Annotated in this window: 19 protein-coding genes; 16 read left to right on the plus strand and 3 right to left on the minus strand. The window is 68.5% G+C overall.

Features of this window, described 5'->3' with window-relative positions; genetic code table 11:
- Positions 1–24: 24 nt before the first annotated feature.
- On the plus strand, positions 25–3,093 hold the full coding sequence (locus AB0A63_RS00410; protein ID WP_360383495.1) for a BTAD domain-containing putative transcriptional regulator: 3,069 nt from the start codon (positions 25–27) through the stop codon (positions 3,091–3,093).
- Here AB0A63_RS00410 and AB0A63_RS00415 read toward each other — a convergent pair.
- Positions 3,054–4,826, minus strand: a complete 1,773-nt coding sequence (locus tag AB0A63_RS00415) for a condensation domain-containing protein (RefSeq protein ID WP_360383498.1) — start codon at positions 4,824–4,826, stop codon at positions 3,054–3,056. The genes AB0A63_RS00410 and AB0A63_RS00415 overlap by 40 nt on opposite strands.
- Positions 4,827–5,048: 222 nt before the next feature.
- On the opposite strand from AB0A63_RS00415, the gene AB0A63_RS00420 reads away from it, so the two are divergent.
- The 14 genes from AB0A63_RS00420 (at position 5,049) to AB0A63_RS00485 (ending at position 20,772) form a co-directional block, all read left to right on the plus strand.
- Entirely contained in the window at positions 5,049–6,323 is a 1,275-nt protein-coding gene (locus AB0A63_RS00420; RefSeq protein ID WP_360383501.1) for an MFS transporter, read from the plus strand.
- 145 nt (positions 6,324–6,468) lie between these two features.
- A complete protein-coding gene (locus AB0A63_RS00425; RefSeq protein ID WP_360383504.1) occupies positions 6,469–7,188 on the plus strand; it encodes a class I SAM-dependent methyltransferase in 720 nt (239 codons plus the stop codon).
- Positions 7,189–7,254: 66 nt separating this feature from the next.
- Positions 7,255–7,944: a class I SAM-dependent methyltransferase gene (locus AB0A63_RS00430; RefSeq protein WP_360383507.1), complete on the plus strand. Its 690-nt coding sequence runs from the start codon at positions 7,255–7,257 to the stop codon at positions 7,942–7,944.
- The gene (locus AB0A63_RS00435; RefSeq protein WP_360383510.1) at positions 7,941–8,984 is read left to right on the plus strand and encodes a hypothetical protein; all 1,044 of its coding nucleotides are present in this window, start codon (positions 7,941–7,943) and stop codon (positions 8,982–8,984) included. The genes AB0A63_RS00430 and AB0A63_RS00435 overlap by 4 nt, the downstream gene beginning before the upstream one ends.
- Positions 8,985–9,013: 29 nt before the next feature.
- Positions 9,014–9,235, plus strand: coding sequence for a phosphopantetheine-binding protein (locus AB0A63_RS00440; protein WP_360383513.1), 222 nt, complete (start codon positions 9,014–9,016; stop codon positions 9,233–9,235).
- Between the two features lie 16 nt (positions 9,236–9,251).
- Complete coding sequence (locus AB0A63_RS00445; RefSeq protein WP_360383516.1) at positions 9,252–12,350, plus strand: AMP-binding protein; 3,099 nt, start codon at positions 9,252–9,254, stop codon at positions 12,348–12,350.
- 88 nt (positions 12,351–12,438) lie between these two features.
- Entirely contained in the window at positions 12,439–12,690 is a 252-nt protein-coding gene (locus tag AB0A63_RS00450; RefSeq protein ID WP_360383519.1) for an acyl carrier protein, read from the plus strand.
- 1 nt (position 12,691) lies between these two features.
- Positions 12,692–13,930: a hypothetical protein gene (locus AB0A63_RS00455; protein ID WP_360383522.1), complete on the plus strand. Its 1,239-nt coding sequence runs from the start codon at positions 12,692–12,694 to the stop codon at positions 13,928–13,930.
- The gene (locus AB0A63_RS00460; protein WP_360383525.1) at positions 13,848–14,777 is read left to right on the plus strand and encodes a TauD/TfdA family dioxygenase; all 930 of its coding nucleotides are present in this window, start codon (positions 13,848–13,850) and stop codon (positions 14,775–14,777) included. Before AB0A63_RS00455 ends, AB0A63_RS00460 begins: the two co-directional genes overlap by 83 nt.
- Positions 14,774–16,237, plus strand: coding sequence for an AMP-binding protein (locus AB0A63_RS00465; protein WP_360383528.1), 1,464 nt, complete (start codon positions 14,774–14,776; stop codon positions 16,235–16,237). Before AB0A63_RS00460 ends, AB0A63_RS00465 begins: the two co-directional genes overlap by 4 nt.
- Positions 16,238–16,245: 8 nt before the next feature.
- The gene (locus AB0A63_RS00470; RefSeq protein ID WP_360383531.1) at positions 16,246–17,157 is read left to right on the plus strand and encodes a TauD/TfdA family dioxygenase; all 912 of its coding nucleotides are present in this window, start codon (positions 16,246–16,248) and stop codon (positions 17,155–17,157) included.
- A gap of 84 nt (positions 17,158–17,241) precedes the next feature.
- The gene (locus AB0A63_RS00475) at positions 17,242–19,005 is read left to right on the plus strand and encodes a carbamoyltransferase C-terminal domain-containing protein (protein WP_360383534.1); all 1,764 of its coding nucleotides are present in this window, start codon (positions 17,242–17,244) and stop codon (positions 19,003–19,005) included.
- 61 nt (positions 19,006–19,066) lie between these two features.
- A complete protein-coding gene (locus AB0A63_RS00480) occupies positions 19,067–19,309 on the plus strand; it encodes a phosphopantetheine-binding protein (protein ID WP_360383537.1) in 243 nt (80 codons plus the stop codon).
- On the plus strand, positions 19,306–20,772 hold the full coding sequence (locus AB0A63_RS00485) for a condensation domain-containing protein (RefSeq protein WP_360383540.1): 1,467 nt from the start codon (positions 19,306–19,308) through the stop codon (positions 20,770–20,772). Before AB0A63_RS00480 ends, AB0A63_RS00485 begins: the two co-directional genes overlap by 4 nt.
- Before the next feature lies 1 nt (position 20,773).
- On the opposite strand, the gene AB0A63_RS00490 is transcribed toward AB0A63_RS00485, so the two are convergent.
- Together AB0A63_RS00490 and AB0A63_RS00495 are read right to left on the minus strand one after the other, a co-directional pair.
- A complete protein-coding gene (locus AB0A63_RS00490) occupies positions 20,774–21,484 on the minus strand; it encodes an LmbU family transcriptional regulator (protein WP_360383543.1) in 711 nt (236 codons plus the stop codon).
- Positions 21,481–21,816 (minus strand): hydroxyisourate hydrolase, encoded by a 336-nt coding sequence (locus AB0A63_RS00495; protein WP_360383546.1) that lies wholly within the window; start codon positions 21,814–21,816, stop codon positions 21,481–21,483. The genes AB0A63_RS00490 and AB0A63_RS00495 overlap by 4 nt, the downstream gene beginning before the upstream one ends.
- Positions 21,817–22,379: 563 nt before the next feature.
- Between AB0A63_RS00495 and AB0A63_RS00500 the strand changes: the two genes are divergently transcribed.
- Complete coding sequence (locus AB0A63_RS00500; RefSeq protein WP_360383548.1) at positions 22,380–23,960, plus strand: aromatic amino acid ammonia-lyase; 1,581 nt, start codon at positions 22,380–22,382, stop codon at positions 23,958–23,960.
- Positions 23,961–24,028: the final 68 nt, after the last annotated feature.

Here is a 24,028-nt window from a genome sequence, read left to right on the forward strand (position 1 = left end):
ATCACGTCGAAATGGCTTCGTGTCATGCATTTCAGGATCCTCGGTTCGCTCGACGTCTCCCTCGGCCAAATTTCTTTGCAGTTTCCGAACGGCCGCCAGCGAACCGTGTTGGCGATGCTCCTCATGCAGGAAGGAAGCCTCGTATCGCTCGACCGGATCACCGAGGGGATATGGGGAGAGGATCCACCCGTCACCGCCAAGGGACAGATCCACACCTGCATCTCCGCTTTGCGGCGTGAGCTGCGAAAATTCGGTGACGACCATGCGATCGCCACCAGCCTGATGGGCTACACGATCCATCTTCCCGCCGGTTCGCTCGACTCCACCGCGTTCCGCCGGATGGTCAGTTCCGGCCGAGAACTGGCTGCCGCCGGGAAGATCAGGGACGCGGCAGCTGAGCTGCGTGCCGCGCTCGCGCTCTGGCGCGGCCCGGCGGTGGCCGCGGACGTCGAGAGCGCGGTGGTCAGAACAATGGCGATCCGGCTTGAAGAAGAACAGATCAGGACCACCGAGGAGTGCATCGAGCTGGAGTTCGAACTCGACAGGCATCACGAGCTCGTCGCCGAGTTGAGTGAGCTCGTCCGGGCTCACCCGCTGCGCGAGTCACTGAGAGCGCTCCACATGGTCGCCCTGCACCGGTCTGACCGGCAAGCGGACGCCCTTGAGTCGTTCCAAGAAATCAGGGACACCCTCAGGGAAGAACTCGGACTGGAGCCATCCGACCGGCTGCACAGGCTGCACAAGTCCTTCCTGAGACGGGTCGATCCGCTGTCGGTCACACCCCGGACTGCTTCTGGACCGAAAACCACCGGCAACTTTCACGCCATCGTCCCCCGGCAGCTCCCGCCGACTGTCGCCGACTTCACCGGCCGGGAGGAAGTGGTCGACGCCATCGTCGCGAAGCTTTCCGGATCGGGTTCCGCGGAAGGCAGGCGATACATGCCTGTCGTGTGCCTCAACGGCAACGGAGGCGTCGGCAAGACGACCCTGGCCCTTCACGTGGCGCACGCCGTCCACCACCTGTACGACGAAGGCGCGATCTTCGTTCAGCTCCCCGGCGGCGACGGCCATCGCAGCGACCCGCTGGACGTGCTGGCCAAGCTGCTCGGCTCACTCGGCTTCCACCCCGCGGCACTTCCTGAGGACCTCGAACACCGGAAGGCCGTCTACCGCAGTTGGCTCGGCGACCGCAAGGTCCTGCTCCTGCTCGACGACGCCGACAGCGCGGCCATCGTCACGACGCTGATGCCGGGAAACGCCAACTGCTGTGTGATCGTCACGAGTCGCTACCCCCTCACCAGCCTGCCCGGCGCCGTGCACGTTCACGTCGAGAACCTGGATGAGGCGGCCTGCGTCGAACTGCTCGGCAAGATGGTCCGCCCCGAGCGCGTGGCCGCCGAGTCCGACATGGCACTCGAACTGGTCAGGCTGTGCGAGTGCCTGCCACTTGCCGTCCGGATCGTGGCCGCCAAGCTCGTGAAGTGGCCGCACTGGAGCATCAGGCAGATGGTCTCCCGTCTGAAGGACGAAACCCGGCGACTTGACGAGCTGACCCTCGGCGACATGAGCGTCCGGGCGACGATCGCTTCCTCCTGCAGCGGCCTCAGCCGGGGTGCGCGGCAGCTGTTCACCAGGCTCGGGCTCCTCGGCCCGGTGGACTTCGCGTCCTGGGTGTGCGCTCCGTTGCTCGATGCCGACGGTGATTCCGCGGCCGACCTCCTCGACGAGCTCGCCGCGGCTCGCCTCGTCGAGGTGAAGGCGGACGACACGGGCCGATACCGGTTCCGGCTGCACGCCCTGGTGCGCATCTTCTCCCTGGAGCGGCTGGCCGTGGACGAGGTGCCGAGCGAGCGCCGTGCCGCACTGTCCCGGCTGTCGCACTGCTGGCTCTCTCTGGCCGTCGACGCTCACCGCCGCGTCCACGGCAGTGACGGGCCACGCTGTGCCGCGCGGTCGTGGACGCTGCCGGCGGGTGTGCGCGATCAACTCCTGGTGGACCCGCTCGGCTGGCTCCGGCTGGAGAGCGCGGCACTGGTTCTCGCCGTGTCGCAAGCAGCTCATCTCGGGCTGGACGAGGTGTGCTGGGGGCTGGCTGTCGCCCTGGTCGCGCTGTTCGAGTCCGATCACCGGGTCGAGGACTGGCTGTACACGCACGAGACAGCGCTCAACGCCGTCAGACGGACGGGCAACGAGCGCGGTGAGGCCGCGTTGCTGTACTCGCTGGGGATGATGACCCTCAACGGCGGCGTGAAGGACGCGACGTCCAGTCTCGGGTCCGCCCTCCGCCTCTACGAGGGACTCGGCGATGTGCCCGGCCGAGCACGGGCTCTCGGTGCGCTCGCGTTCGCTGACCGAATGGCCGGTCGGTTCGACCGGGCGCTGCTGGGCTACCGGCGGGCTCTGGCCGACCACCGGTCTGCCGGTGACCAGGTGGGTGAGGTCGACGTGCTGGGCGACATGGCGCAGATTCACATGGACAGGGGACTCTGGGACGACGCCAGGCTGTTCCTCGACCAGGCGGTTGCCAAGAGCACCACGCAGGCGCCGCGCACAGCCGCACGGGTCGAGCACCGGCTCGGCACCTTCCACCTCCGCACGGGGAACTGGCGGGACGCCGAGGAGTCGTTCGTCAGGGTGCTGGCACGGGCGCGGGAATGCGGTGACACGGTGGGCGAGGCGCACGCGTCGGCCGCTCTCGGCTCACTCATGACTCGCCGTGGGCACCACGAGTCCGCGCAGGCCGCCCTGTCTGCCGCGCTCACGCTGTCGCGTGGCACGGCCGGCGGTCTCGACAGTGCACGGGTCCTGCTGTCATTCGTCGAGTTCTGCGTTGTCGTCGGGGACTGGGACCGCGCCGCCACCCTGATCGGCGAAGCGCTGACGACCTTCGGTGAGACCGGTCCGGCTCCGGTGCTCCGTGCCAGGTTCCTCGAGTTCAAGGCCCACGTGGAGACGGGTCTGGGACATCCACGGGCCGCGGAGGCAGCCCGTGGCGAGGCCTTTGACATCACCCAGCGGTACGGCTCCGGCATCGCGCCGGACCTTCAGGGCGGCTATCGACTGCGCAGCGGCGCCTCGTGGGACTGGCTTTGAGCGTCCGGCAGCCCGCTCCTCCCGGACCCCGCGCTGATCGCCGGCCAGCCGATGGGGTTGTCGACGCCGGCCGGAACCGCCGCGCAGACGACGTAACGGCGCGGCGTCGTCGCTGACGGGTGTGCCGGTAGCACGGCCATGCACCGCGCGTGAGCTTGCTCCGGCGTCCGGACGGAGTCAGCGGCCTCGACGTACGCCACCAGCGGTTCATCGGCCACCTGCGCGAAAATACGCGCCCCGGCCGGTGCGAACGCGTCATCGAGGAGTCGCTGGACCTCAGCCAGGTCGACCCACTGGACATCGGTCTTGACCCAGGTCGAGTCCCGGCGGACCGGCTCCAGCCGAAGGGCGTCGACGATGCCCTCGTGATCGAGGTCGCCACCGGATGCCGCCACCAGGAGACGCTCGACGGCCTGCAGCAACGACGTCAGGTGTTCCACCGGCACCCGGCCGAGGTCGGAACTCCAGCCACACAGCTCCACCTCGTCGTCCAACTTGGAGACGTCGAACCGGACGGGTGTCGCCAGGCGGAATGGCATGGGGTGGTGACGCAGCCGGGTCCGGTTCAGCAAGGCGGTCAGGTGCTCCGGTGACGGTGGACGTTCCTCCACAGCCACACCGCTTTCGACGACACTGCAGTTGTAGATGGCGTCGAAGCAGAAGAAAACACCGCGTTCGTGCGCTATCCCGTCGCCGATTTCTGCGAGCTCATAGGCATCGTAAACGCCGTGCATGCACCCCTTCAGCATGCCACCCCACGCGTTTCTCACCACTTGGTCGAAGCTCGCGAAGCCGACGTCGATGGCGGCGATTCCTGTTTGGGCGAGCGTGCCGACGTAGTCGTAGAGGTGGCGCTCAAAACGGTTCGAGGGCATCACCGGGAACACTATCTCGCGATAGCCGGTGCGCACGGAAAGCACGGCGCACACCGCGGCAAGCAGAACACTGGACCGGCTGGTTCGCGTGCGTGCGCTCACGCTCCGCGCGGCCAGTGCGGCGGCCGGTGACGACATGGAGACGCCCACCGTGTCGTCAGCGTTCGCCTGCGCGAGTTCGGGCCGCGCGGAAGGCGTCAGGTAGAGAGGTGAGGGCATCACGGCGAGCTTGCCGCTCCAGTACTCCAGCGTTCTGCGACGTTTCGCGCGTTCACGCTCGGAGCGTTCGAGTTCCGCCTGGTCCAGCGGATGATGGCGAGGCGGTCCCACGACCCGGGCCGCGGGATCGCTGATGAGTTCAGCCAGCTCACGCTGGAGGATCTGCGCGCCGGCCCTGTCCACCGCCATGTGCGAGAACTCGACGAGGACCGCCCGCACCACGTCAGCGCTGGTGGCCAGGGCGACTCGCAGCTGGTGGCCGGCCAGCCGCTCCCCCGCGGGCCGGTGCGGAGTTGTGCTCGCCAAGTGCTCGGCGAGCTCGGCCTCGACGTCAGACTGGTCGGCTCGGTCGTCGTCCAGCGAACAGATGTCGACCATCACCGTGCCGGCGGAGGAGACGCGCTGACATGGCGGCGGTCCGGTGACGAAGGACGTCCGCAGCACCTCATGGCGGGCGATCAGGAGCGCAAGACCGTCGGTGACGTCTTCCACGCTCGCCGTCTCACTCAAGCTGACCGCACACGTCACGACAGGGTACGGCTGGCCCTCTCGCGACTCGAAATCTTTGATCCACTTCAGAATGTTGATCTGGCCTGTGGTCAGCGGCCCCTGCCGGGTGGTCTCGGCGGAGAAATGCACGGGCACCGACGATCGCAGGGTGAGTTTGACGGCTGACATATCACTTCCCAGGCGCGTTCACGAAGTGCAAGAATTGATGGTTTTGCCATCTGGTTCAACCAGTTCTAGCGCAGGCGTCTGCCGTGGTCAACAAAGGAGAGACATACCTTGACGTCATGCCCGGGGCACGATTACGTCTTCGCGTATGGCTGATGTGGCCACCCTTCCGAGAGGAGCGACCCAGTGCCCGTCAACAAGGGGGTCGAACCGCTCGGGTTCCTGATGAGGAATCCCCAGTTCGGGATGTTGCTGGTCGTCAACCTGGTCTCGTCGTTGGTGGGAGCGGGCGTGGGCATCGCCTTGAGCGTCCACCTCTACCAACTCACCGGCTCGCCGATCTGGACGGCCTTGCTCGCGGCCACCCCGACCGTGGCCGGGGTGGCCTTCGGGCACCTGGCCGGGACGGTCACAGATCGCTGGGGCACACCCCTGCGGATCATGCGGATCGCGCTCTTCCTGCGGGTGCTGGTACTGCTGACCGTCTTCGCGGTCGCCGACTCGCCGATCGGCCTCCTCTGCGCGGTGTTCGCCCAGGCTGCCATCCAGCAGCTCTACATCCCGGCCGAGCAGGTCCTCATCGCCGACTACGTCACCGCCGAGGACCTGGTCGAGGCCAACGGCCTGAACTCGTTCGCCTCCAACGCCACCAGGCTGGTGGGGCCCGCGCTCGGCGGGTTCACGATGGGATGGGCCGGCTTCCGCTGGACGGTCATCGGGGTGACGGCGCTGATGCTGCTGTCCACACTGCTCAGCCTGCTCCTGCGGGGGTCAGGGCGGAAGACGCCGACTGCCGGCGACGCGCCGGAGGAAGGCACGGGAAGCACGGAAGGCGACGGCGACGGGTACCTGGCGATCGTCCGGCGCAGCCGTCGCGTCCGGGGCCTGGTGCTCCTGCAAGTCCTCGACGCGATCAGGGAGGCGCCGCTGTCCTCCCTGTTCCCGGTGCTCATGCTGGGCGTGATCGGTGCCACCTCCGGGCAGATGGGCTTGGTCAACAGCTTGTTCGCGGTCTCGGCCCTGATCGCGGGCCCGATGATCGGCACGGTGGTCCGCCGGCTGGGGTACCGCCTTCCCGTCCTGCTCGGCGCCGCCGTCTCCAACGCCGCGATCGTGGTGCTGATGATCTGGCCGTCGCTCCCGCTGGCGTTGATCGTCTTCGTCGTCTCCGGCCTTCCCTTCACCATCTCGTGGGTGGGCGGGCAGACCTGGCTGCTGCTCAGCACGCCGCTCTCGCTGCGCGGCCGGATCGTGGGCACGACCGGGGCCATCTACGCCGGGGTGTCGCTCGTCGCCATGCTCGCGAGCGGCGTGCTGGCGGAGTGGTTCGGCCCGCGGTGGGTCATCGGCGTGGGAGCCTCCATCGCGCTGATAGGCCTGATCGCCATCGCGGCACTGCTCGCCGAACGCCGGCAGCCGACCGGCACCGACCAGTCGGCACAGGCCACCTCCGTGATGTGACCAGCCTCTGCCTGCCGGCGCACGTGTCGGCAGGCGGCCGCGGGCTCGATCGGCAACCCGTCACCCGGGTACCGCGGTTCGTGGTCCTGCCAGCAGGACAACAAACTCACCGCGACGTTCCGCACCTCGCACCACGGCGTTGACAGTGGCGGATTTCGGCGGACAGCATTGCGCCATGGATATGTCGATTCCTGCGGCAGGACTCAAGTCCGCCTTGTTCTCCGATTCCGGAGTCAGCGATCAATCCCGCATCCGGTCGCTCATGGAAGACGTATTCCGACGCGCAGAAGACCCCCCGAACACCTTGGACGACCGGGTCAGCAACCTGTCCCAGGTCCTGTACCTGATGTACCTGGCGAGAGCCCGGAAGGCCACCCGCATAGCCGAGATAGGTTTCAGCATCGGCTTTTCGAGCATCGCCTTCCTGGAGAGCTCACCCGCCGCACAGGTCACGTCCTTCGAAATTCACGACGAGACACCGGCCAAGTCGGCGAAGGAGTTCATCGACTCCCGTTACCCAGGTCGCCACCAGCTGGTCTACGGAGACTCCACGCAGACGGTACCGGCCTTCCAAGCTCCCCCGACATCAGATGGTTTCGACCTCGTCTTCATCGACGGCGCCCACGAGTACCCGTCGGTGAAGGCGGACATCGCGAACGCCCGCCGGCTGGCCAAGCCGGGCGCGACGATCGTGGTCAACAGCATGACCCCCTGGTTCAAGTGGGGAATCGGCCCGACGACCGCGTGGGACGAGGCGGTCCAAGACGACGTCGTCACCCCGCTCGAGCACGTGTCCAACGCGGTCGCCGTCAGCCGGATTCGCGGGCCGATCGCACGTGCGTGGGCAGTCGGACAATTCCGGTAAGCGCACGCCCGGCACGTCGAAGCCGAAGTGTTGACAGCAAAAGATCGAGAAAGACAACATTGCCACATGGACATGTCGATGCCTTCAGCAGGACTCAAGTCCGCCCTTTTTCCCGATTCGGGAGCCAGCGACCGAGCACGCATCAACGCGCTCATGGAGGAAGTCTTCCAGTGCGCACAGGGGCCGGGAAACGCACTGGACGACGGAATCAGCTGCTTGGCCCAGGTCCTGTACCTCATGTACCTGGCGAGAGCCCGGAAGGCCACCTCCATAGCCGAGGTGGGTTTCAACATCGGCTATTCGAGCATCGCCTTCCTCGAAAGCTCCCCCCAGGCGAAGGTCACCTCCTTCGAAATCAACACCGAGGCCACCGTCAAATCGGCGAAGGAGTTCATCGACTCCCGTTACCCGGATCGCCACCAGCTCGTCTACGGCGACTCCACGCAGACGGTCCCGGCCTTCCAGATACCCCCGTCCTCGGAGGGTTTCGACCTCGTCTTCATCGACGGGGGCCACGACTACCCGTGCGCGAAGGCGGACATCGCGAACGCCCGCCGGCTGGCCAAACCGGGCGCCACGATCGTGGTCGACGACCTGACCCCTTGGTTCAAGTGGGGAATCGGCCCGACGACCGCGTGGGACGAGGCGGTCCGCGACGACGTCGTCACCCCGCTCGAGTACATGTCCGACTCGGTCGCCGTCAGCCGAGTCGAGGGACCGGCCGAGCGCGCGTGGGCGGTTGGGCAATACCGGTGAGCAGCGCAGCGGCCGACCACGTCGAGGGTGTGCGGCGTCAACGCGCGATTTTGCCGGTGACGACGAACCCCAGCATCCGGGCGTACCAGCCGTATGCGTACCCGGTCTCCATCGTCGAGGCGCATGTCCCCGAGAACCGTGACTGGATTCTCTCGAACTTCATACACCTGGCCTACGACGAACACCCGATGGAGTCCCCATCGCTGTGCTTCTACTCCTGCGATTTCGCAGCCAATCCGCACTTGCGCACGATCAGAGCCGACCGTGAGTGGATGCAGCGGTGGATCGGCCGCAGCTTCGCGCAGTTCGTGCACGCACAGCTCCTCGACGGTTGGTACGTGTACGCGTTCGTCGACGAGTTCTTCGTTCCGCGGCGACCGGCGCATGGGCGAAGTGCTCGTCATCATGACGTTCTCGTCCACGGATCAGACAGTGATGCGGAGATCGCGCATCTACTGGGTTACGACGAGGCGATTCGGTTCGACACGACCCAGATTTCCTGGAGAGAGCTCGACGCCGCCTACGAGTCCTGTGCGAACGCGGACCACCCGTGGTCGCGAGCGTTCATCCTCTTCAAGTTCGACCCGCTGGCGTCCTACCGGTTCGATCCGCAGTTCGTGGTCGCCGAACTCGAGCTCTTCCTCGCTTCCGGGAACCCTGGCCGGGCCGCACAGGGGCTGATCATGCCGGACGACCGCCTGTACGGCGTGGCGGCGTTGGAGGCGTACCGGGACGAGCTCTTGGGCACGCCGCCCGATGACCCGGGGCTCGACCTGCACGCCCCGCGGGCGCTGTTCGAGCACAGCAGACTGATGTCCGAGCGGTTGCGCGCGTTGCTCGGCGATGACTTGTGGCAACGCCACGTCGCCGAGCGGTACAGCACGGTCCTCCGTTTCTATTCCGCTCTGCCCGTGGCGGTGTTCGGCGCGAAGCACGAGAAAGACCATTCGGCACTAAGACGGCTGATGGCCGACTATCCCGAAATCATCGAGCAACAGATCAGCACGGTGACGGACGCACTGGACCGCAGAGCACGCTGACCCCGGGCATGCGACAAAGGAGGCTGACGATGCAGGCACGCAAAGTTCTTGAACAGGAGTTCCGCGTGGTGACTGGTCGCGAGCTGACGGACATGGCCGTGGACGTGTTCGGTCTCGGTCTCGACTCGCTGGGAATTCTTTCCTTGCTGGGAGGACTGCGGGAGGCCGGATACGACGTTTCCCTGGACGACCTCCTGTCCGCGGCCAGCATGAACGAGTTCGTGCTGACGATGACGGACGCCGCCGCGTGACCGGGGAGAAGCGATCATGATCAGCTCTGGTGCGGACGGACGGGCAGCCCTGGCGACGGTCTTGGCAGACCGCGTCCGTCGTGGAGCGGCCGAGACGGCTTTGGTGGACAGCACCGGAACCGTCCTGTCCTACGCCGATCTCGGTGCCCTCGCCTGCACGTGCGATGAGTTCTTCGGTCTACGGCACGCGGAACGGGTCGTCATCGTCGGCGCGGCGTCGATCGAGGTCAGCGCGTTGATCGCGGCGTGCTTCTGGACGGGGCGGACCTTCATGGTCGTCGATGACCAGGAAAGCGACGCCGTGCGGCGGCAGCTCATCGACCAGTTCGGCGCCGACGTGGTCCTCCTGACCGGCTCATCCGCCCGCACCACACCCGCGAACCCGACGAACGAACCGGTCACCGTCACCGGGCGGGACCTGAGTGAGCTCGCCCGGCAATGGGACGACCACGCCGTGCTCGAACACAGCGAACGCATGGCGATGCGGACACCTCGGGCGGCCGCGTACTGCGTCCGGACTTCCGGCACGACGGCGGAACCGAAGCTGATCGAGATGAGCCGGGCGGCGATCGAGCAGTACTGCGTGGAGTTCATCGCCAGGTACGGCCTCGCGCCCGGCCACCGCCTGGCGGTGTGGGCGGCCCCCACCTACGACGCCCACTACTGCGAGCTGATCCCGGCCCTGGCCAGTGGTGCGGTGGGCGTTGTCGCGCCGATGTCCATCCGCGGTGACGGGGACGCGGTGCTGCGGTGGCTGAGCGAGGAACGCATCACCCACTTCGAGACCACGCCGTCGATCCTGAGGCGGGTGGCGTCCGCCGCGGTGCGGCCCGAGGCGTCGTGGCCGCCGTCCCTGACGGAGGTGATGTGCGCCGGCGAGCGGTTGGACCCGCGAGTGGCACGGCAGGTCTTCGACGCCGCGGAGCTCAGCGGGACCACGGTCAGGCTGCACAACGAGTACGGCCCTTCGGAGTGCATTCTGCTGACCTGGCACCAGGTCACGGCGGAGGACGCCGACTCGGGCGACATCCCGGTCGGTGCCGCGATCGCGGGACGGACGCTGTCCATCGAGCCGTTGGACGACCACACCGGCTCCTCGGCCCGACACCCCGGCGAGATCGTGGTGGAGTCTCCGTACCTGTGTCGCGGATACGGGTCGGAGGAGGCCGGCTCGCTCGTCGCCTTTCCGGCACCTCGCGGCGTCCCGCTCTTCCGGACGGGGGATCTCGGCCATCTGGACGACCGCGGTCGTCTGCGGTTGTCGGGACGGCGTGACCGGACCGTGAAACGACGCGGTGTGCGGATCAACCTCGACCAGGTGGAGGCGGTGCTCCACGCGCTCCCCGCCGTGGGGCAGGCGGCCGCTCGAGCCGACGAGGCGGACGGCCAGGTGCTGATCCACGTCTGGGTCGTGCCCTCCGACGGCAGCCTCGACCGTGACGCGGTCCTGACGCAGATCGCCGAGACGATGGAGGTCCGCCTCGTTCCCGACCGGGTGATGATCTGCCCGCAGCTGCCGCGCCTGCACTCGGGGAAGGTCGACTACCGGTCTCTGGAGGTGACCGGCCCCGGCGACGGACAGGTGGAGGTGACGGCGGACGAGACGACGGTGAAGGCGGTCGCCGAGGCGTTCGAGCGGGTACTGCCCCGCGTGCCCGCGACACCCTCGACCGACTTCTTCGCCAGCGGCGGGCACTCCCTCCTGGCACTCGAGCTGAGCGCCCACCTGGAGCGCGAGCTGGGAGTCAGGCTGACGATCCGCGACTACCTGGCCCACCCCACGGTCGCCGGGATCGCCGGTGTGGTGGACCGCACCCGTCGTCAGGCTCCGCGCTCCGCGCCGACCGCTCCCCTTCTGGCCCCCGATGACGAGCTGACCTCCACCGAACGGCCGATCTGGGTGTGGAGTCAGCTCTTTCCCGGCGACGGTGCGCTGAACGTCGTCGGGGGGTTCACCACACGTGCGGCCGTCACCGAGCAGCGCCTCCGGCACGCGCTGTCGGCCTTGCTGGAGGACGTGGCCCAGCTGAGGGTCCAGTACGTCCCCGGCCGCGACCGCCCACGACGGGTCGTGCGCGCGGCAGGCGTCGCGCGGGTCGACGTGCTCCAGATCTCCGCATCCGCTGACACCTTTCCCCAGCCGGAGGTGGACGGCATCGTCTACCAGCCGTTCGACGTCGGGGCGGATCAGCTGGTCAGGGCCGTGCTGGTCCGCTCGCGCACGGAGCCCGCACCGGTGGGCGTCCACCTGATTGCCCACCACCTGGTGTGCGACGGAGTGAGCATGGGACTGCTGGTGGCGGAGTTGCAGCACCGCCTCGGCACACCGGAACACCGGACATCGCTGTCCTCGCAGTGCGTGCTGCCCCCCGCGAGACCGGATGCCCGTCTCCTCCAGGCCGCGGCCGGGCACTGGTCCACCGTCAGGCGTGAGGTGGCGGCGCAGCCGTACGACGAGCGGCTTCGCCCGAACGATGCCGCCGCGGGAACGTCGAGCGTCCAGTGGCGACTGCCGACGCAGCCGGTCAGGGAACTCGCGGACGAGCTGTCGGTGAGCCGGGCGGCCGTTCTCATCACGGTGATCGCCACCGCGGTCGGCCGGGTGCTGGACCGGGACCAGGTCGTCGTCGAGACGCCGGTCTCGACGCGGACGCCGGACCAGGTGCGCTCGATCGGCAACTACGCGGTCGACGTGCCCCTGCTGGTCGACGCCTCCTGCCAGGGCGTCACCCGCGTCGTCGACGCGGTCAACCGCGACCTGCTGGCAGCCGTCGACTTCGCGGCGCTGGTGCCGGGATTCGGCAGCGTACGGCCGGGACAGGCGTGGGCACCCGTCGGCGACGTCGTCGTCGTTCTGGAGGACCAGGTACCCGCGCCGGCCGTCGAGATCGACGGCGTGACGAGCTCGGCCACGCCGCCCGTCGGCTCGCCCCCGCGCCACGCCCTCGCGTGCTACTTCCGGACCGGCGCTCTGGCCGAGGACATCACCTGCGTCATCACGGGCCGCTCCGACGGTGGGCTGGCACGTGCTGTGCGTGCCGAGGCCGACGCCGCTCTCACCGCCATGACCACAGCAGTTCTCAACGAGGAGGCTCGGCGATGGCCGACGTCGTGATTCGGCCCGGTGAACGCCGGGAGATCGAGCACCCGCAAGCCGGGCTCTTCCTCTCCCCCGCCGCCGGTGCTCGGGACGAGGCGGATCGATGAGGGCGATCGACTACCCGAAGGTGCTGGAAGAGGTCGAGGCCTGCTGGCGCGACGTCGCGCCGGCCTCCGCGAAGACGCTGGCACCACACGACAACCTCTTCGAAAGCGGTGCCGACTCGTTCACCTTCATCCGGCTGGTGCGATCAGTCGAAGCCACGTGCGAGGTCACGCTGCCGCTGCTCGAGGTCTTCGAGGAACCGCGGCTGGCCACCATCACGCGCTGCGTCATCGAAGCGAGGAGACGCTGAGATGGCAACGGTTCTGCCCGCCACCGCAGCCGAGTTCGGCCTGTGGTACCAGGAGCAGGCGGCGGCACTGCCGGGGCGCTACCTGTGCCTCGCAGCCGCGGAGCCGCGCACGGGGACGCGGGTGGGCCTTCGCCACGCGGCGGACGCCATGACCGCCGTCCTGGCCGGTCACCCCGAGGAACTGGCACGGTTCGCGGTCGACGAGCACGGTCTGCTGCACAAGGTGCTCGAGTCGCCCACGGCAACGCCACCCGCGGAGTTCCTCACGTTCCCGGCGGAATGGTCGCGCACGGACGTCATCTCCCACTTGACCGGGCTGCCGACCCCCCTCGCGACCGGGCCGCTGGTCCACCTGGCCGCGCAGGCCGATGACAGGGGAAACGCCGCGCGGCTGTTCGTGCTGGCTCACCACATCGTGTGGGACACGCGTTCGGAGGAGGTCTTCTGGACCGAGGTCGACCGCAGGCTCACCGGGCCGGGGGAAGGCGGCGTCAGCCCTTCGGTGCACCACGTCGCCACGCAGGACCACGCCCCGCTCGTGACCGACCCACAACTGCACCTGACCATCCCGAACGAGGACCGCGTGTGGGAGCGGCTCGCGGCCGCGGCGCGGCGAGCCGGGGTCACCCCGTTCGCCTGGACGGTCGGGCACCTGGCGGCCGCGGCGGCGGTGTGGTCGGAGCCGGCGACGATCAGGGCGTACATCGACGTGGACCTCCGCCCGCTGGCCGGCACGTCCCCCGACACGATGGGATTCCACCTGTCCCAACTGGACATCGCCACCGTCGACCGCGGTACGTCCGGTGCGGCCGCGGCCGCCACCGTCCACACGGCCGTGCTGCACCGGCTGGACGCCGCCGCGCGGCGGGGAATCCGTCCGGACAGCGAGACCACCGGCCACGACGGTCACCCCGTCAAGTTCTACTTCCGCCACATCCGGTACCAGAACCGCCTGCACAACCTGCGGCCCGTCGCCATCCGCCTGCCGGTGGCACGCAACCAGCTGTCGGTGGGCGTGACCGTCACCGACACCGGCCTCGACCTGACGGTCACCGCACGACGCGGCACCGCCGACAGCACCGATGTCGAGCGGTTGGCGCGGCTGGCACGTCAGCACCTCATCTCGGCGGCGGCACACGGCGAAAGGATGGCCGACGATGCGGCATCTCAGGCTCGACGGTCCACCGGAAGTGTGGTGGCACGACAACTCCGCGGCGCTCACGGAGCACCTCCGCCGTGACGGCGCTGTCGTCATCGACGGCGACGGGCTGTGCCAGGACGTGGCGACCTTCCAGCGACTCGCCGCCGCGGCGTGTGGACCGCTCACCAGGGACAACCCGGAGCACACCGGCGTCGATGACGACCCCACGGGCACGGTCAACAGTCCGACCCCGTTCTCCCGGACCAGAAAGCTGCTGTGGCACAACGAGAACACGTTCGCACGCCGGTGGCCCCGGCGGATCGTCTTCGGATGCCAGGAGATCGGGGACGGTGGACAGACACCGACCGCGGACATGACAGCCGTCTACACGCGACTCAGCCGCGCGACCAGGAACGTGCTCGCCACCGGGGTCACCTACGTCCGCAGGCTGGGCATGGACCTCGGGCTCGACTGGCGTCAGGTCTACCGCACCACTGACCCCGCCGCCGTCGAGCGCGCCTGCGAACGGGAGGACACCACCTGGAGGTGGGACGAGCGCGGCGGCGTCCTCACCACCGAGCAGCGGCGACCGGCTGTCATCCTCGACCCGGCCACCGGCCGGCCCTCGCTGACAGCACAGATCCTGCATTGGCATCCTCGCGCGCTGGACGAGGACCTCTACGATTCGCTCCGCCTGCTGTACGAGCCTCACGAGTTCCCCAAGGGGTGCCGGCGTGGGGACGGCGGGCCGATTCCCGACGCCGTCGTCGACGAGGTCATGGGAATCTGCTCCGACCTGGAGGAAGTCGTGCCCTGGCAACCGGACCGCACGATCGTCGTCGACAACCTGCGCCGCAGCCACGCGCGCAACCCCTACTCGGGTGTGCGTCGCCTGCTGGTCGCCGCCGGCGATCCCGTCGACTGCATGGAACTGGCGCGGCCATGACCACGTTCGCGCACAACCTCGTCGGAGGCCTGGCCGGTTCCACCGCCGCCGCGGTCGTGGAACAGGGCGTGGTCACCACCCACGCACAACTGCTGTCGCAGGCACGCGAGGTCGCCATCCACCTGCGCCGGCGCGGGGCCGAGCCGGGGGCCGTCGTGCCCATCCAGGCGGCGCCGAGCACGACCGCTCTCGTCCAGGTCGTGGCGATCCTGATGACCGGAGCCGCCTTCGCTCCGATCGATCTCCGCATGCCGCCCCGCACCGCCGCCAGGATCGCCCGTCTGTGCGGTGCCGACTTCATCCTCGGGGCCGCCGGCGGGACGACCGACGGCGTCGTCCGGCTCAGCCCGCGGGACCTGGCCGGCGACCCAGGCCCGCACCGCCTCATCCCCACGGTCCCGAGGGACACCTCGTACATGATCTTCACCTCGGGCACCAGCGGCGAGCCGAAGGGAGTCGTCGTACCCGAGTCCGCCGTGACGGCCTACCTGGGCTGGTCGATGCGCGAGTACGACTGCACCCGAGGGTGGGGGGCGCCGCTGTTCACCTCGCTGGGCTTCGACCTGACGATCACCAGCCTCCTCGGACCGCTGCTGAACGGCAGACGGGTGGAGGTCCTCGATCCGTTGCGCTGGCCGCTGCACGTCGCCAACGACCCCGGCATCCTGCAGGGCGCCAGTTTCGTGAAGATGACGCCGAGCCAGGTCACCGTGCTGTGCGAGCTGCTGGAGGCGCGTGGGGCCCGGTGCTCGATACCGGTCCTGGTGGTCGGAGGTGAGGCCCTGTACGGGCCCGGTGTCGCCCGCTGGCGCGAGAGCCTCCCCGACACGCTGGTGGTCAACGAGTACGGCCCTTCCGAGGCGACCGTGGGCTGCTGCCGCTACACCGTGCCCGCCGACTGCACCAGTCACGAGATTCCCATCGGGACCGCTCCCCCTGGCGTCGAGCTGAGCATCGAGGGACCGCCTTCCCCGACCGGGGACGGGTTCGAGGAGGGCGAGCTGGTGATCACCGGGGTGCAGGTCGCGACGGGTTACCTCACCGCCTCGGAAGCGGAAGCGGGCGACGTCACGGCTCGCGGGCGGTTGCGACCGTTCCCCGGTCCGCCCGGCAAGCGCAGCTACCGCAGCGGAGATCGCGTGCGGCGCGACCACGACGGGACCTACACCTACCTCGGCAGGCTCGGACGGGAGGCGAAGGTCGCGGGCTTCCGGATCAACCTGGCCGCTCTCGAGTCGCGCCTCAACGCCTTCCCGGGGGTGGTGAGCGCCGCCGTCCAGGCGGACGAGGTGCACGGCCTCCGCTCGGCCGTGGTGACCCGGGACGGCGGGACGACCCAGGAAGACCTCCTCGCACACCTGCGCGAGACGTTCCCGTCCTACGCACTGCCGAGCTCCATCCGGATCAGCACCCAGGTCAGCACCACAGAACGTGGGAAGTCGAGCGTGTCATGGGAATAACGGGAAAGATGCCGGCCACCCCGATCACACCGTCCGATCTGGACAGCGACCTGACCACCGGGCTGAGCGAGGAGCAGTCCCGGTACGTCGACGAGCGGCTGAGGTCAGCCGGCCGTGTCCTGTTCCGAGGATTTCCCCTCAATACCACGGCCGACTTCGCGAAGGCGGTTCAGGCGCTCGGCGGCGAACCGCTGCCCTACACGGAACGCTCCACACCGCGGAAGCAGCTCGAGTCCGGGATCTACACGTCGACCGAGTACACCCGTGAGGAGGAGATCTTCTTCCACAACGAGAACTCCTACCAGGCGACCTGGCCGAGCAGGCTCTTCTTCTTCTGTCAGCAGCCTCCCGCCTCGGGCGGGGCGACGCCGCTGGCCGACGTCCGCCAGGTCACCGCCTCGCTCGACGCGGGCGTCGTCGAGGAGTTCCGCCGGCGTGGCTGGCGGCACATCCGCAACTACCATCCGCAGATCGGCCTGCCGTGGAGCGAGGTGTTCGGCACCACGAGCCGCGAAGCCGTGGATCGCTACTGCGGAGAGAACGGCATCCGGACGCACTGGAACAACGACGGGACCCTCCGCACCGTCGCCGATCGGGTGGCCCTTCACCGCCATCCGGCAAGCGGCGACGAACTGTGGTTCAACCACATAGCCTTCTTCCACTGGACGACCCTTCCCGAGCGGGTCGTCGGAGTCCTCGAACAGCTCTTCGGCAGGGACGGCCTCCCCAACAACACCGTCTACGGCGACGGGGAGGAGATCCCCGCGGAGGTGTGCGCGCACGTCCGCGAGAAGTACCGCGAGGCGGCGACGCGGTTCGACTACCGGCAAGGCGACCTGCTGATGATCGACAACATGCTGACGGCTCACGGACGCGAACCGTACGAGGGGCAACGACAGATCGCGGTGGCGATGACCTGACGCCGGCGAAACCTCTGCTCAAGGCTCATCGAGAGCGAAGAAACCGATGTCAACCCGCGATGTCGACGAAGAGGAGCTGCAATCGTGCCATATGTCCTGGGAGTCAGTGGGCTGGGCCAGAGCCAGCCGTACATGCGGCAGTCGTTTCCGGGGCTGGGCGAGCGCGTGTACCGGCTCGCCCAGGGGGCGGACTCGGCAGCGGCTCTCGTCACCGAGGACGGCATCGTGGCCGCCGCGGCCGAGGAGCGTTTCGTGCGGCGCAAGGGAACCGGGGAGTTCCCACGGGCCGCGATCGAGTACGTGCTCGACGCGGCGGGCATCTCTCCGCGTGACGTGAGCGCGGTCGCGCACAACTTCGACTTCGGCCGGTACCAGACGTACTTCGAATCCGAAGGCGCGATCGAGGAATACCAGAACGTGTACGCGCCGGAGGTCATCCAGCGCGACCTGTTCGCGGCATTTCCCAGGGACCTCTGGAGCGACGACCTGAAGGTCATCCCGGTCTTGCACCACCAGGCCCACGCCGCCAGCGCGTTGCACTGTTCCGGCTTCGACTCCGCCGATGTCCTCGTCGCCGACGGGGTGGGCGAGTTCGAGAGCACCTCGCTGTACACCGGCGGACCGCGGGGACTGCGGCTGCGCGGCCAGGTGGGCGGGCTGCACTCCATCGGACTCGTCTACGGGCTGGTCACCATGCACCTGGGCTTCTGGATGAACTTCGACGAGTACAAGGTCATGGGACTGGCGCCCTACGGGGACCGGCGGCGACTCCGTTCGGCGTTCGACACCCTCGTGCTCCGCCACGACGACGGCCGCTACAGCACGCCACTGACATACCTGAACGAAACACCGCAGGAGCGCTTCACCTATCAGAAGTCACGGGACCACCTCGCCTCCGTCCTCGGCCCACCACGGGAACCGGGAGCGAGCCTCGATCAGCACCACCTCGACATCGCCGCCGCGCTGCAGGCCGTGACGGAGGAGACCGTCGTCGGTTTCCTCGCGGCGCACCAGGACGAGCAGTCGAGCGAGAACCTGTGCCTGGCCGGCGGCGTGGCCCTGAACTGCGTCGTCAACCAGGCCATTCGCAAGAGCGGGAGGTACCGGCGGCAGTTCGTCCAACCGGCGGCCGGCGACGACGGAACGGCGCTGGGTGCGGCGCTGGCGGTGGTCGAGGAGGGCACCGAGGCGCCCCGTAGACGAGTTCGCCCGCGCATCGGGCTGCCCTACCTCGGTCCGGCTTTCACCTCGGAGCGCATCCAGACCGCGGTGGAACGCGCCGGCCTGCGCTGGCGACGGCTCGAAGTCGACGACCTCGTCGGTGAGGCCGCCGCGCTCCTGAACGACGGAAAGGTCGTCGCGCTCTTCCAGGGCCGGATGGAGTACGGCCCGCGCGCGCTGGGCAACCGCAGCATCCTCGCCGATCCGCGAACCGTCGAGATGAGGGACCGGATCAACTCGATGGTCAAGCAACGGGAGGAGTTCCGGCCGCTCGCCCCGGCGGTCCTGGTCGAGTACGCGAAGCAGTGCTTCGAGATCGACGATCCCGAGGAGTACCTGTGGATGATCGAGACCGTCGATGTCCGTGAGGAGTGGCGTTCAAGCCTCGGGGCGGTGACGCACGTCGACGGCACCGCCCGGGTCCAGGTGGTGCGACACGAGGACAACGAGCTCTACTGGCGGTTGATCGACGCCTTCCGTGCGGTCACCGGCATTCCGGTCCTGCTCAACACGTCGTTCAACTCGCGGGGGGAGCCGATCGTCTGCTCACCCGAGGACGCGGTCGCGACGTTCTCCCGGATCAACATCGACGCGATGGTCATGGGCGACCTCCTGGTGTCGCGGTAGGAGGGCGGGCGGATCCGTGGATCCCGTGGCCAAGGCACATCTCGGACCTCAGGAGGCACCCGTGCGAACCATCGATGAAACCCAGGAGCTGATCTCGAGCATCTGGGTCGAGCTCCTCGGCCTTGACGCACCGCCTGACCGCTCGGCGCACTTCTTCACCATCGGCGGCGACTCGATCCTGTGCGTGCGCTTCGTGGCCATCGCGTGCACCCGGGGTGTCGAACTCACCATCCGCGACGTGCTGGAGGACGACGAACTCGAGTCCCTCGCGGCACGAGCACGTCCGGCGAAGGAGCGATCGTGAACAGCCGGGGCCGCGACACCATCTCCGAGTCCGTCCGCGCGACGCTCTGCGCGGCAGCCGAGGCCAGCGAGGCGTTCGAGGTTCCGGACCACCGATGGGCGCGGATACCCGCGCTCGGCCTGGTCTCTCCGGCGGATCGCCGACGGCTGCCGGCCGGCGCCGAGGACGCCTTCCCGATGAGCGAACAACAGGCCGCGATGGCCACCCGGATGCTCATGGCCGCAGCACTCCGAGACCGCGGCGCCGTGGGTGTCCCGGCCTACCACAACGTCGCGACCTCACATCTGACCGTGCCTCGCGTGGACCCCGCGGCCTTCGAGGAGGCCGGGCGCGGCCTGGTGCGGGAGCACGAGATGTTCCGGTCGCTGCTGGACCTGGACCGCTACTCACGCCCGATGCAGGTCGTGCTGGACCACGTCGACCGGCCACTGGTGACGGTGCACGACCTTCGCGGGCTCCCCCACGGTGAGCAGCAACACCGGTTGGCCGAGTTCGCCGATGCCGAGAACGCGCGGACCATCGACCTGACGGATCCGCCCCTCGTCACGATCACGGTCCACCTCCTGAGCGATACGGCGATCACCCTGACCCTGACCGAGCCGCACGCGATCGCCGACGGGTGGAGCACCCACCTGAACCTGGTGGAGTTCCTGGACCGCTACGTCGCGGAGCTCACCGGGCGGCCACCCGAGCGGCCGGCGTCGTCCGGCGCGAACGACTCGCCCCGCTTCAGACTCCGCGAGCACAGCGCGCAGCAGCTCTTCCAGTCACTCACGGTCGCCGACTCGCAGTGGTGGAGCCAGTACCTCTGCGGACTGGAACCACGGCCGAGTGCCGAGTCCACTCGCGACTGCCACACGTGGCAGGACTCGGTGGAGATCGTGGGCAGGGAGAACCGGATGCTGAGCCGGCTCGCGGCGAGCTCCTCCGGGGTGAAGGCCGTGCTCCTCGCCATCCACCTGGAGGCGCTGGCACGACTGGCCGGCGAGCGGAGGATTCTCACCGGCGTCCCCGTCAACACCCGGCTCGCGGTACCGAACGGCGTGGACGCGCGGGGGATGTTCCTCAACGTCGCCCCGCTGCGAGTCGACGTCCCGGCACCGGGCAGGGAGGCCGTCGCCCTGGCGCACCGGCAGCTGATGCAGGTCACCATGCGCGGCCGGACTCCGCTGGCCCAGCTGGCCCGCACCATCGGCCGGGCGGTGGTTCCCGCTTCCCTGTTCGGTTTCAACAGCTTCCACAGCATCGCCGGTGTCGCGCAACGGCTCGACCTGGACACGCTGGAGGCGTTCGACGACTGGTCCCACACGGACTTCCCGTTCGAGGCCAGCTTCAACCGGAGCGAAGAGGTAGGTGAGCACATCCGCGTTCTGCTCTACTCCGAAGCCTCTTCACACACGCGCGCCGACGCGACAGCGGCGTACCGCGACGCCATTGCGCGGTTCGCCCGGATCGAGGAGTGAGTCAGCCGGCTCCGGCGGCTCGCGTCGCCGGAGCCGGTTCTCGCGAAGCGAACGCCAAGGTCGCGCGAGCTGCCTGCTCAAGCATCTGTTGTGCCCACGTGCCAACGGACAGCTGGGACCTGCTGGCCGCCTCCGTGATCATGGCAAGCTGATCGTCGGTGACATCCAGCTGCAGTTTCGGTGCCACGCCGACGTCTTCACGCCCGGCGTCCGTGGTCACCCCGGCCGCGACACCTCGGTCAGCGAGGTCCTCGCCGCGCGTGGAGAGGCTGGCGCGCACCTCGCGCCGCAGGTCGTTCCTCGACCAGCCGAACAACTCCGCCTTCCGAAGCCAGTAGTCCTGCTCCGGCCCGGGGAGACCGGCGACCGCGGCGTGGTGCTCGAAGCTCAACCCGGCCCTCCGCCTCGTGTGCGCGAACTTCCTGGCGACCCACGCGTAGTTGCGCAACGTCTTGTAGTCGAGCGCGGTCTGCTCGACGGCACTGCGGTAACGCCCGGTGAAGCGGGTTTCGCCGTAGATCAGCCAGTCACCCAGGCACCACGCCGAGTTGCTCGCGACCTCGGCCAGCCTCTGGCCGATCCCCAGCCAGTTGTCGAAGGGCATTCCGCTTTCGAGGCGCAGTCCCGGCGAAGGCAGCGTGGCGGCGCCGGCCGTGGTGGTGTCCGCGGGCAGGGGCGGGAACTGCGATGGCACTCCTGACTTGACTTTCATTGCCCATCCTCGCTGAATATGAAGCAGTTAGCGGGAGTCACCAGCAGCGTGATCCGGTGAACACGGTCACGGTTGGTCGTGAAGCTCACCCCGATCGCCGAGTTGCGGGGCGCGTACCCGAGCGTGTTGAAGTATTCGCCGAGGTCGAATTCCAGCCGATACGCTCCCCGCGGCAGTGAAAGCTCCCGCAAGCTCAGGACCTGCCCGCTTTCGTCCGCTCGACCAGTCCACCGCCGCACTGACCCACCATCGGACTGTCGGCTGAGGCTGACCGCGAGTCCGGCGGCCGGCCTTCCGTAGATGCCGTCGATGACCCGGACAGAGACGCTCATGACAAGACTCGACCCTCCTCGTGACCACAAGTCGAGAGCCGGCCCTCGCGGACATCCGACTCACACGTCCGACCATGGAAGGCGCCGGTCCTGCTCCGCTCTCACGGCGCTCCTGCCGGGCCCCTCCCGGGTCAGTACGCGGAGACCGCGCCAGTAGTGGCGTGAGAGCGACGTCCGACAACGTGGCCGCATGCCCAACCGCCCACAGCTGTCCGTGGTGATCCCCACGACCGCCTGGCGATCCACTACTGCTACCAGGAGGACCAGGGGTACCGGCCGGCCAAGGCTCGGAACACGGGCGCGGCACCGCGGACCTTCCGGCCGGGGCACGCGTGGCGGTCTTCGGCAGCGGTGCGAGCGTGCCTGGCCCGCCAACAGCTTCGACCGCGTCGTGATCACGTCCCGCCTGTCGCGGCTGTGGCCGCGGTGGGGCGGGTTCATCCGAGCCGGGGTCTCGCGGATCGGCGCCGGTGTCCACCACCCCGCGGCTCTCGACCGCGAAGCCCGCACAACCGTTTCGTCGTAGTACCCCAATTCGGCGTGGCATGCACGAAAGGCTGACAATGATTACCATCACCGGGCACAGTCTCACCATCCACGACGTGGCACGGGTGGCGATCAACCGGGAGACGGTCGAACTCGACGAGCAGGCACTTCAGAGGGCACGTGAGGCGCACGAGCGAATCACCGAGTGGGGCATGGACCAGCGCCCGATGTACGGCGTGAACACCGGTTTCGGCGAGATGGCGCACGTGACGGTGCCCGCCCGCTACATGAGTGAGCTGCAGGTCAACCTGCTCCGCGGGTGCGCTGCCGGCGGCACCGAGGTGTTCGACGAGCCCGAGGCCCGCGCGATCCTGCTCGCCCGGCTCAACTGCCTCGCACGGGGCTACTCGGGCGTCTCGACGGAGACCCTGTCGCTGATGGCGGATCTGCTCAACCACGGCATCACCCCGGTGATCCCCAAACAGGGCTCCCTCGGCGCCAGCGGCGACCTCTCCCCCTTGAGCCACATGGGACTCCCGCTGATCGGCGAGGGAGAGGTCTTCTTCGGCGGAGAACGCGTGCCCAGCATGGACGCGTTGCAGGCCAACGGTCTCAAGCCCGTGGTGCTGGGATACAAGGAAGGTCTCGCGCTCAACAACGGGACCTCGGCCATGACCGGGGTCGCGTCGATCGCGCTCCTGGAAGCCCAGGAGCTGCTGGAGAGCGCCGTGCTCCTCGCCAGCGTCGTGATCCAGTGCCTGCGCGGCTCCGCGGCGGCCTACGACGCGCTCGGGCACGAGCTGAAAGGCCATCCCGGTCAGATCCAGGTCGCCGAGCGGCTGCGGTCGTTGCTGGCCGGCAGCAGGCTCACCCACAGGCACGCGGAGCTGATGACGGCCATCGAGCAGCAGACCGGTGACAACGACGCGGTCACCGACACCGGGATCTACATCCAGAACGCCTACTCGCTGCGCTGCGTGCCGCAGATCCTCGGCCCGGTCGTGGAGACCATCGCGTTCTGCCGCGGCATCGTCGAACGCGAGCTCAACTCGTGCAACGACAACCCGCTCGTGTTCGCAAGCGCGGACACCTCGTTCCACGGCGGCAACTTCCACGGCCAGTACGTGGCGATGGCGTGTGACTACCTCGCCATCGCGCTGACGGAGATCGGCGTGCTGGCCGAGCGCCAGATCAACCGCCTCATCGACCCGGCGACCAGTGGCACGCTGCCGGACTTCCTCGCGCTGACCGACAGCGGACTGTCGTTCGGCCTGATGGGCGCCCAGTTCCTCGCCACCAGCGTCGCCTCGGAGAACCTCGACCTCGCGGCCCCGTCGTCGGTGAAGACCATCCCGTCGAACGGCCAGAACCAGGACGTGGTCAGCATGGGCCTCAACGCCGCGCGCCGGTGCCTGCAGCTGTCCGCCAACGTCTCGACGATCCTCGGGGTGCTGGGCGCGGCGTGTTACCAGTCGGCGCACATCCTCGGCGCGGAGCAGCTCAGCGAGCCGGGCCGGCTGTGGTTCGCGCACACCTCGCAGACCGTCAGGCCGCACGACGAGACGATCCCGGTGAGCACGATGCTGTCCGGCGCCCGCAGCAGCCTCCTCAGCCAGGAGGGCGCCGAGCTGGCGCACAAGTACGTCAACCTCGCGTGACGAGAAACCGTGCCGGGACGCCGTGCAGCGCCGCTACATCGCCCGCTTCGAGACCTGTTAGGACCGTC

This window comes from Lentzea sp. NPDC042327 (assembly GCF_040647275.1).
GTDB lineage: Bacteria > Actinomycetota > Actinomycetes > Mycobacteriales > Pseudonocardiaceae > Lentzea.